Source organism: Streptomyces sp. NPDC004561 (assembly GCF_053602155.1).
The window spans coordinates 1-7,613 of the sequence record NZ_JBSGDB010000426.1 but is presented as its reverse complement, the minus strand read 5'-3'; the positions used below and the strand labels follow the sequence as shown (position 1 = coordinate 7,613).

At 74.8% G+C, this 7,613-nt stretch carries 6 protein-coding genes and 2 pseudogenes; 3 read left to right on the top strand and 5 right to left on the bottom strand.

The features are described 5' to 3' along the window. Nucleotides 1–489, top strand: a pseudogene (locus ACWEN3_RS36520) (MGDG synthase family glycosyltransferase); the annotation flags it as partial. Here the strand turns inward: ACWEN3_RS36520 and ACWEN3_RS36515 are convergent. The 3 genes from ACWEN3_RS36515 to ACWEN3_RS36505 are packed head-to-tail and all read right to left on the bottom strand — an operon-like array spanning nt 479 to nt 3,082. Further along, entirely contained in the window at nt 479–1,270 is a 792-nt protein-coding gene (locus tag ACWEN3_RS36515) for a polysaccharide deacetylase family protein (RefSeq protein ID WP_452980033.1), read from the bottom strand. The pseudogene ACWEN3_RS36520 and the gene ACWEN3_RS36515 sit on opposite strands and share 11 nt — an antisense overlap. Nucleotides 1,271–1,282: 12 nt before the next feature. Next, complete coding sequence (locus ACWEN3_RS36510) at nt 1,283–2,215, bottom strand: DMT family transporter (protein WP_452980030.1); 933 nt, start codon at nt 2,213–2,215, stop codon at nt 1,283–1,285. Between the two features lie 6 nt (nt 2,216–2,221). Then, complete coding sequence (locus ACWEN3_RS36505) at nt 2,222–3,082, bottom strand: SDR family NAD(P)-dependent oxidoreductase (RefSeq protein WP_452980027.1); 861 nt, start codon at nt 3,080–3,082, stop codon at nt 2,222–2,224. Nucleotides 3,083–3,298: 216 nt separating this feature from the next. Between ACWEN3_RS36505 and ACWEN3_RS36500 the strand changes: the two are divergent. Beyond that, nucleotides 3,299–4,919, top strand: a pseudogene (locus tag ACWEN3_RS36500) (FAD-dependent monooxygenase). Between the two features lie 4 nt (nt 4,920–4,923). On the opposite strand, the gene ACWEN3_RS36495 reads toward ACWEN3_RS36500, so the two are convergent. Both ACWEN3_RS36495 and ACWEN3_RS36490 read right to left on the bottom strand, forming a co-directional pair. Further along, nucleotides 4,924–5,451, bottom strand: a complete 528-nt coding sequence (locus ACWEN3_RS36495; RefSeq protein WP_452980024.1) for an SRPBCC family protein — start codon at nt 5,449–5,451, stop codon at nt 4,924–4,926. Nucleotides 5,452–5,480: 29 nt separating this feature from the next. Further along, nucleotides 5,481–5,801, bottom strand: coding sequence for an ArsR/SmtB family transcription factor (locus ACWEN3_RS36490; protein WP_452980021.1), 321 nt, complete (start codon nt 5,799–5,801; stop codon nt 5,481–5,483). A 185-nt stretch (nt 5,802–5,986) separates the two neighbouring features. Between ACWEN3_RS36490 and ACWEN3_RS36485 the strand changes: the two genes are divergently transcribed. Further along, nucleotides 5,987–7,492, top strand: coding sequence for an MFS transporter (locus ACWEN3_RS36485; protein ID WP_452980018.1), 1,506 nt, complete (start codon nt 5,987–5,989; stop codon nt 7,490–7,492). Nucleotides 7,493–7,613 lie beyond the last annotated feature (121 nt).

Below are 7,613 nucleotides of genomic sequence, written 5' to 3'. Positions count from 1 at the left end.
GGCGCGCGGCTCGCCGGTGCCGCCGTCCTGGCCCTGCTCGCCGAGGCCCTGGGCAGACATCCGCTGACCTTGCTGGCCGAGGCCGGGTATCTGCCGGTGGTGCTGTGCGGCCGCAACCGGCGGCTGCTCGACCGGCTCAGCCGGGTGCCCGGGGCACTCGCCCTGGACTGGGTGGACGACATGCCCGGCCTGCTGGCCGCCGCCCACGCCCTGCTGGACAACGCCGCCGGCCAGACCGCCGTACAGGCACTAGCCGCCGGGCTCCCCGTGGTCGCCTACCGGCCGCTGCCCGGCCACGGCCACGACGGGGTACGCCAGATGGCCGCGCTCGGCCTCGTGGAGTTCGCCCCGGACGCGCCCGCCCTGCTGGCGGCGCTCGGCGGCATCACGGCATCCGGCACGACGGGCCCCGGCAGCGCCGCCCCCGGCCTCTTCAGGGGCGATCCGATGGCGTCCGTGGCGGAACTCGCCGGCCCGGTCACACCCTGACCGGGCCCGGGGCCCCACGCGGGCGCCCCGGGCAGCTCCGGTCCCGGGGAAAGGGTCCATGGTCGCGCAGTGGGCCGACGGTCAGGCCCGCCTCACGGCAGTCGGTGACGATGGCGGGCAGGGCGTCGAGGGTGGCGTGCCAGCAGTCGGGGGCGGAGCAGCGGTCGGAGTCGTGCAGGAGGATCGTGCCGCCGGCGCGCAGGTCGGCGGCGACGAGGGCGCGTACGGACTGCGGGGTGGCGTCCGCACGCCAGTCCTTGCCCCAGGCGGACCACAGCACCGGCCGCAGCCCGGCCCGGCGGGCGGCCAGCCAGCGGCCCGAGGTGAGGATGCCGTACGGCGGGCGGTACCACTGCGGCCGGTGACCGGTGATGTCGTGCACCGCGCGGGCGGCCCGGGCGACGCCCGCGGCCTCTCTGGCCACGGCGGGGCGCCAGGGCCGGTCGTGGGTCCAGCCGTGCACCGCGACCTCGTGTCCCCGCCGCGCGGTCTCCGCCACGAGCGCGCGATGGCGCACCGCGTGCTCCCCGAGGACGAAGAACGTGGCCCGTACGCCGAGCCGGTCCAGGGTGTCCAGGAAGCGGGGCGTCGCGGCCGGATCCGGGCCGTCGTCGAAGGTCAGGGCGACGTGCTGCCGGGGGCCGGTGCCGGCGAGCCGGGGGAAGAACGGCAGCCGCACACCGGGCAGCCAGGTGGCCGCCGGGCCGATGTGGGCTCCGGCGACGGCGAACGGCAGCAGGACGGCCGCGGTGCGCCAGGCGTGGGCGGAAGTGGCTGACATCGGTGACCTGCCTCAGTTCTCGTGGCGCATCGGTAGCTGTGCGCCCTTCCCCTTCTGCGGACGCTCCTCGGTGGGGGTGTCCCAGTCCCCGCCGAGGGACGAGACGTTCGCCAGTCCGATGCTCCCCGCCCCGATCAGCGCGACGCCGGCCAGTTCCGGGATGATCCGCAGCCCGAGCTGGATGGACTCGGCGAACAGCGCCCACCCGAGGGCGATGCTGGTGAGCGCGTCGCCCAGGGTGAGCGCGGGCTGGGACGCGGCCAGCGACCCGGCGCGGAACGCGCTCTGCAGCAGCAGGAAGGCCACGAGCCCGGCGACGGCCGTGGCGTACGGCGCCCAGTGCGTGAACATGGCGACCGGTCCCTGCGCGAGCCGGCCGACGGCCTCCTTGAGGAAGGAGGCGGTGGTGGCGAAGGACACCGCGGAGGCGAAGCCGAGGAGCGCGGCCCGGGAGGCGCCCCGTGCCGGGCGGGCGGCGAGGACGAGCAGCACCACCGCGCCGAACGCCGCGCCACCGGCCATGAGCCAGGCACCGACCGGCGCGTCGTTGCGGCCCGGCTGCGGCGAGGCGGCGACGAGGAAGAGGGCCAGTCCCACGGCGAGGGCGCCGAACGCCAGCCAGGTACGGCGGTCGGGGCGGCGCCGGAAGACCAGGCTGCCGACCACCAGGGTGAACAGCAGTTCCGCGGCGAGCAGGGGCTGGACGAGGGAGAGGCTGCCCACGGCCAGCGCCCAGCCCTGGAGCACCGCGGACAGCATGAGCAGGCCCACGCCCGCCAGCCAGTCCGGGCGCCGCAGCAGCTGTCCGAACCGGGGTGCGGCCCGCTTCCCGTCACCGCCGGGCCGGTCCGGCTCGACGATGGCGGCGGCCCTGCGCTGCAGCACCGAGGCGGACGCGTTCGACAGCGCCGCGAACAGCGCCAGCGCGACCGTCAGGGCGATCACGGCCGCTCACCCGAAATGGGCGGCGAGCCGCCGGTAGAGGCCGGGCGTGGCGCCGCGCACCCGGGCGGGAAGCCGTAGCCAGCCGGGGACGTAGACCTCGTCCTTGCCGCGCCGGACGGCGGTGACGACGGCGGCCGCCACCCGCTCGGGCGGCACGGGCCTCGGCCAGGACCGCCGGTAGGGCACGCCCCGCCGGTCGAAGAAGGGGGTGTCGACCACACCGGGGATCACATGGGTGACGCCCACGCCGGTGCCCCGCAGTTCGTAGCGCAGCGCGTCGGCGAACGCGGCGACGGCGGCCTTGGTGGCGGAGTACACGGCTTCGCCGCGCACGCCCACGCTGCCCGCGACGGAGCCGAGCAGCACGATGCGCCCGGACCCGGCCGCGACCATGTGGGGCAGCAGGCCGCGCACCAGGTGCACGGTGGCCAGCAGGTCGACGCCGACGAGTTCGTCGATGCGGGCGCGGGGCATTGCGGTGAAGTCCCCGGACCAGCCGACGCCGGCGGCCGCCACGAGCAGGTCCACCCGGCCGAGGTGGTCGAGGACGGCCTCGGTCAGCCGGACGTCGGCGCCGGGCCGGGTCAGGTCCGCGGCCACGGCGACGGCCACGGCCGACATCTCGGCGGCCACATGCTCCAGACGGGTGATGTCGCGGCCGTTCAGCACCATGCGCCAGCCGCCGTCGGCGGCAAGACGGCGGGCCACGGCCGCGCCGATGCCGGAGGAGGCGCCCGTCACCAGGGCCGTGCCGCCGGGCGTGGCCCGCTCGTCGGGGGGCCTGGCCCGGAGGCCCGCGTCCGGGAGGGAACTCGCCACCGGCCGTGCGCGGTTCGACGGTCCTGCGGGGGGCGGGGCATGGGACATGGTGGCGACCTCACTGCGACGGTGTGCTCGGGCTCGAGAACTCCGGGTCCGAACCCTCGCGGTGTATCCAGGGCGCCACAGGCTGAAACAACGCGCACGCGGAGCCGCCGTCCGGGCCAACGCGCCCGGACGGCCCGTGGGCCCCGAATCGCCCCGTGGGACTCCCAGGGCGACCATGGAGAAACCGCGTCCCGGGGCGACCGGCGGGAGGAGCGCATGCGGCACACCGACGTACTGCTCGCCGGGGCGGGCCCCGTGGGGCTGACCGCGGCCCTGGAACTGCGCAGGCGCGGCGTCGACTGCCGGCTGGTCGACCGGCTGCCGGAGCGGTTGCCGTACGCCAAGGCCGTCGGCATCCAGCCGAGGACGTTCGAGCTCTGGGACCGGACGGGCGTGGCCCGCGCGGCGCTGGACGCGGCGGTGCCCCTGCGCGGCCAGCTGGTCCACGTCAACGGCGCCGAGCGGGCGCGCATCGATCTGACGCTGCCCGCGGAGGTGCCGTACGGCTTCGCGTGCCTGCCGCAGTACGAGACCGAGCGGATCCTCGAGGAGCGCCTGGCCTGCTTCGGCGGGCGCATCGAACGCGGTACGGAACTGATCTCCTTCACCCAGGACGCCGACGGGGTCACCAGCAGGCTGCGTACGGGCTCCGGACAGGACCTGGAGGTCCGCTCCCGCTTCCTGGCCGGGTGCGACGGCGCGCACAGCGTGGTGCGCAAGGCGCTGGGGCTGTCCTTCGAGGGCGGGGCGCTGCCCGAGGAGTACATGCGGCGGACGTCGAGGTCGACTGGGACGTGGCCCCGGGATACGCCGTTCGGTCCATGCACGTCACGGGCGACGGCACGGGCGACGACCTGCTGGTGTGCATCCCGCTGCCGGGCAGGAGCCGCTACCGCCTGTCCATGCGCGTGCCGCCCGAGCTGTCGCCGGGGGAAGGGCCGGGCACCGGTGACCCGGTGGCCCATGGCCTGGAGTCCGGCCGCGCCCCTCGCCTGGAGCATGTCCAGGCGGTGCTCGACCGGCTGGCGCCCCGGCCGGCCACGGTGTCGGCGCCGCGCTGGCCCTCGGTGTTCCGCATCAGCCACCGCCTGGTGGACCGCTACGGCGAGGGCCGGGTCTTCGTCGCCGGCGACGCCGCGCACATCCACCCGCCGACCGGCGCGCAGGGCATGAACACCGGCATTCAGGACGCCTGCAACCTCGCCTGGAAGCTGGCGCTCGCGGTGGCGGGGCGGGCGCAGCCAAAAGCTGCTGGAGAGCTACGACGCGGAGCGCCGCCCGGTCGGCGAGGAGGTGGTGGGCCGCACCCTGCGGCACGCGTCTCAGGGGGTGCGGTCCGACTCCGACGATCCCGGGACCCTTCTGCTGCGCGAGGCGCAGTTGCTGATCGCCTATCCGGACAGCCCGATCGTCGAGACCGGCGGGGCCGGTCGGAGCCCGGCGGCGGGCGACCGCGCACCCGACTGCGGCGGCCTGCGCGACGCGATCGCGGCGTTCCCGTTCCGCCTGTACGACGTGCTGCGCGAACGCGACCACGTCCTGTTCCTCCACGCGGACTCCCCCGACGGCACGCGGGGCTTCGCCGAACTGGCCGAAGCGGCACGGCGTGCGGCACACGGCAGGCTCGCCGCCTACTGCGTGCTGCCGGACGGGGTGGGACCCGGGCCCGCCGCCCCTGCCGGTGCTCAGGGACACGCGTGGCGAGTTCCGGGCCCGGTACGCGAGCGAGGGCGGCACCGTGTTCCTCGTGCGCCCGGACGGGTACCTCGGCGCGCGGGTCGCCGCGGCCGGGCCCGCGTCCCTGTCCGCGGCCCTGGCCCGCGTGTTCGCCGTCTGACGGCTCAGTCCAGGCCGGGCACGGGGGCGCCCGAGGGCATGCCGGCGCCGACGTAGCCGTCGTAGAACTCCTTCCAGGGCGCGTGGGCCCCCGCGTGCGGGCCCTCGAAGTGCTCCCCGCGCGCCCAGGCTTCGAGGGCGGCCAGGCACACCTCCCAGCCGGCGCTGTTGCGGGCGGCGGTGTTCGCCGCGTCCAGGACGTCGGTGAGCGTGAAGCGGGTGCGGCCCTCGCCGGCCGGCTCCAGGTCGAAGTGGAGTTCGTCGCCGCCCCACGCGAAGGACAGGTGCCGGGGCGGGTCGACGGCGAGCACCCGGCCGGTGGACTCGGGCATGTTCGGGTCGCCGCTGAAGCGGATGGTCCCGCCGGGGCGCAGGTCCATCTCGGCGCGCGAGGGGAACCACCGGGCGAGTTCGCCGGGGTCGGTCACGAAGTGCCAGACGCGGTCGACGGGGTGGTCGTAGGTGCGGCTGAAGCGGACGGCGGGCCGGCCGTCGTCGAGGGTGACATAGGTGCCGGTGAGATCGACGGACATGGTGCTTCGGTCCTTCGCGGTGGGGGTTGTCAGCTGTCGTCCGACGTCTCGTCGAGACGGCGGCCCAGGGTGTCGAGGCTGCGGTTCCAGAGCGTGCGGTAGGGCTCCAGCCAGGCGTCGAGGACGGCGATCGGCGCCGGGTCGAGGGCGTAGACACGGCGCTGCGCGTCCTGCCTGACCCGGACCAGGCCCGCCTCCCGGAGCACCTTCAGATGCTTGGACGTGCTCGGCTGGCTCAGCCCGCAGGCCGCCACGATCTCCCCGACGGGCCGGGGGCGCTCCAGCAGCAGGGCGACGATGGCCCGCCGGTGCGGATCGGCGAGAGCGGTCCAGAGCGCGGCGTCGGACATGCGGCCAATATGCCGCCAGGGTTATATGCCTGTCAAGGAATACACATCGCTCGACCGGAAGGCTCAGCGAAACGTTGCCGTTTCGCTGATGATGACCTACGCTCGATGCGTACGAAACGGTTTCGTTTACGTGCCCACTTCTCAGAACCCCCGCACCCGAACGACTTCCCTGGAGTGGTTTCCCCATGTCCCAGAAGATCCTGTCCCAGGACTCCCCGACGGGAGCCGCGGCGACGGAACACGGCGCGGCCTCGCCCAAGCGGTGGTGGATCCTCGCGGTCGTCGCCGTCGCCCAGCTCATGGTGGTCCTCGACGCCACGATCGTGAACATCGCGCTGCCCTCCGCCCAGCGGGACCTCGGCTTCTCCGACGGCAACCGGCAGTGGATCGTCACCGCGTACGCGCTGGCCTTCGCCTCGCTGCTGCTGCTCGGCGGCCGCATCGCCGACCTGTTCGGCCGCAAGCCCGCCTTCCTGGTGGGCGTCGTAGGCTTCGCCGGGGCCTCCGCGCTCGGCGGCGCCGCGAACGGCTTCACCATGCTGGTGATCGCCCGCGCCCTCCAGGGCGCCTTCGGCGCGCTCCTGGCGCCCGCCGCGCTGTCCCTGCTCAACACGACCTTCACCGACGCCCGGGAACGGGCCCGCGCGTTCAGCGTCTACGGCGCGATCGCGGGCGCCGGCGGCGCGGTGGGCCTGCTGCTCGGCGGGGTGCTCACCGACGCGTTCGACTGGCGCTGGACGCTGTACGTGAACGTGGCGATCGCCGTCGTCGCCTTCGCGGGCGGCTGGATCCTGCTGGGCAACCACCGCGACGCGGCGAACGCCAAGCTCGACGTGCCGGGCACGGCGCTCGTCGCGGCCGGTCTGTTCTCCCTGGTCTACGGCTTCTCCAACGCCCAGACCCACGACTGGGGCTCCCCGCTGACCTGGGGCTTCCTGATCGCGGGCGGACTGCTGCTGGCGGCCTTCGCCTGGTGGCAGACCCGTGCGGCGCACCCGCTGCTGCCGCTGCGCATCCTGCTCGACCGCGACCGGGCCGCCTCCTTCCTCGCAGTGCTGATCAGCGGCGCGGGCATGTTCGGCGTGTTCCTCTTCCTGACCTACTACCTCCAGCTCAACCTCGGCTTCAGCCCGACGAAGACCGGCGTGGCGTTCCTGCCGATGGTCGGCGCGCTGATGGTGACCGCGCAGGTCGGCACCACGGTGCTGGTGCCCCGCTTCGGCCCGAAGACGGTCATCCCGCTGGGCTTCGCGATCTCCACGGCGGGCATGGCCTGGCTGACCGGCATCGGCCTGGGCTCGCACTACGCCGGCGCGGTGCTGCCGCAGCTGATCGTGATCGGCGTGGGCCTCGGCCTGGTCATGCCGCCGGCCATGCAGCTGGCCACCGGCGGGGTCGCGGCCGAGGACGCCGGCGTGGCCTCGGCGACGGTCAACGCCATGCAGCAGGTGGGCGGTTCGATCGGTACGGCCCTGCTGAACACGCTCGCCGCGAGCGCGGCCACCGACTACCTGTCCGGCCGTGACGCCACCAGCAAGCTGGTGCGGGCCCAGGCGACCATCGAGAGCTACACCACGGCCTTCTGGTGGTCGGCGGTCTTCTTCGCCGCGGGCGCGGTGATCGCCTTCCTGTGCTACCGGCGCGGGCTGCCGAAGCAGGACGCGGACGCCGCACCGGTCGTCCACATGTGACAGCCGAGCGCTCCGCCGAGCCGCCACGCGGAGCGATCCGGACCGAGGGGCCGCCGTCAGCAGGGAGCCGAAGTGCCGTTCCACATAGGCCGAGCAGTGCTTGAGGACGAGCCCGGCGGTG

Bases quoted from the DNA above. Each gene is read 5' to 3' on its own strand.
- ACWEN3_RS36515 (WP_452980033.1), bottom strand. From the start codon at position 1,270: ATGTCAGCCACTTCCGCCCACGCCTGGCGCACCGCGGCCGTCCTGCTG.
- ACWEN3_RS36505 (WP_452980027.1), bottom strand. From the start codon at position 3,082: ATGTCCCATGCCCCGCCCCCCGCAGGACCGTCGAACCGCGCACGGCCG.
- ACWEN3_RS36495 (WP_452980024.1), bottom strand. From the start codon at position 5,451: ATGTCCGTCGATCTCACCGGCACCTATGTCACCCTCGACGACGGCCGG.
- ACWEN3_RS36490 (WP_452980021.1), bottom strand. From the start codon at position 5,801: ATGTCCGACGCCGCGCTCTGGACCGCTCTCGCCGATCCGCACCGGCGG.
- ACWEN3_RS36485 (WP_452980018.1), top strand. From the start codon at position 5,987: ATGTCCCAGAAGATCCTGTCCCAGGACTCCCCGACGGGAGCCGCGGCG.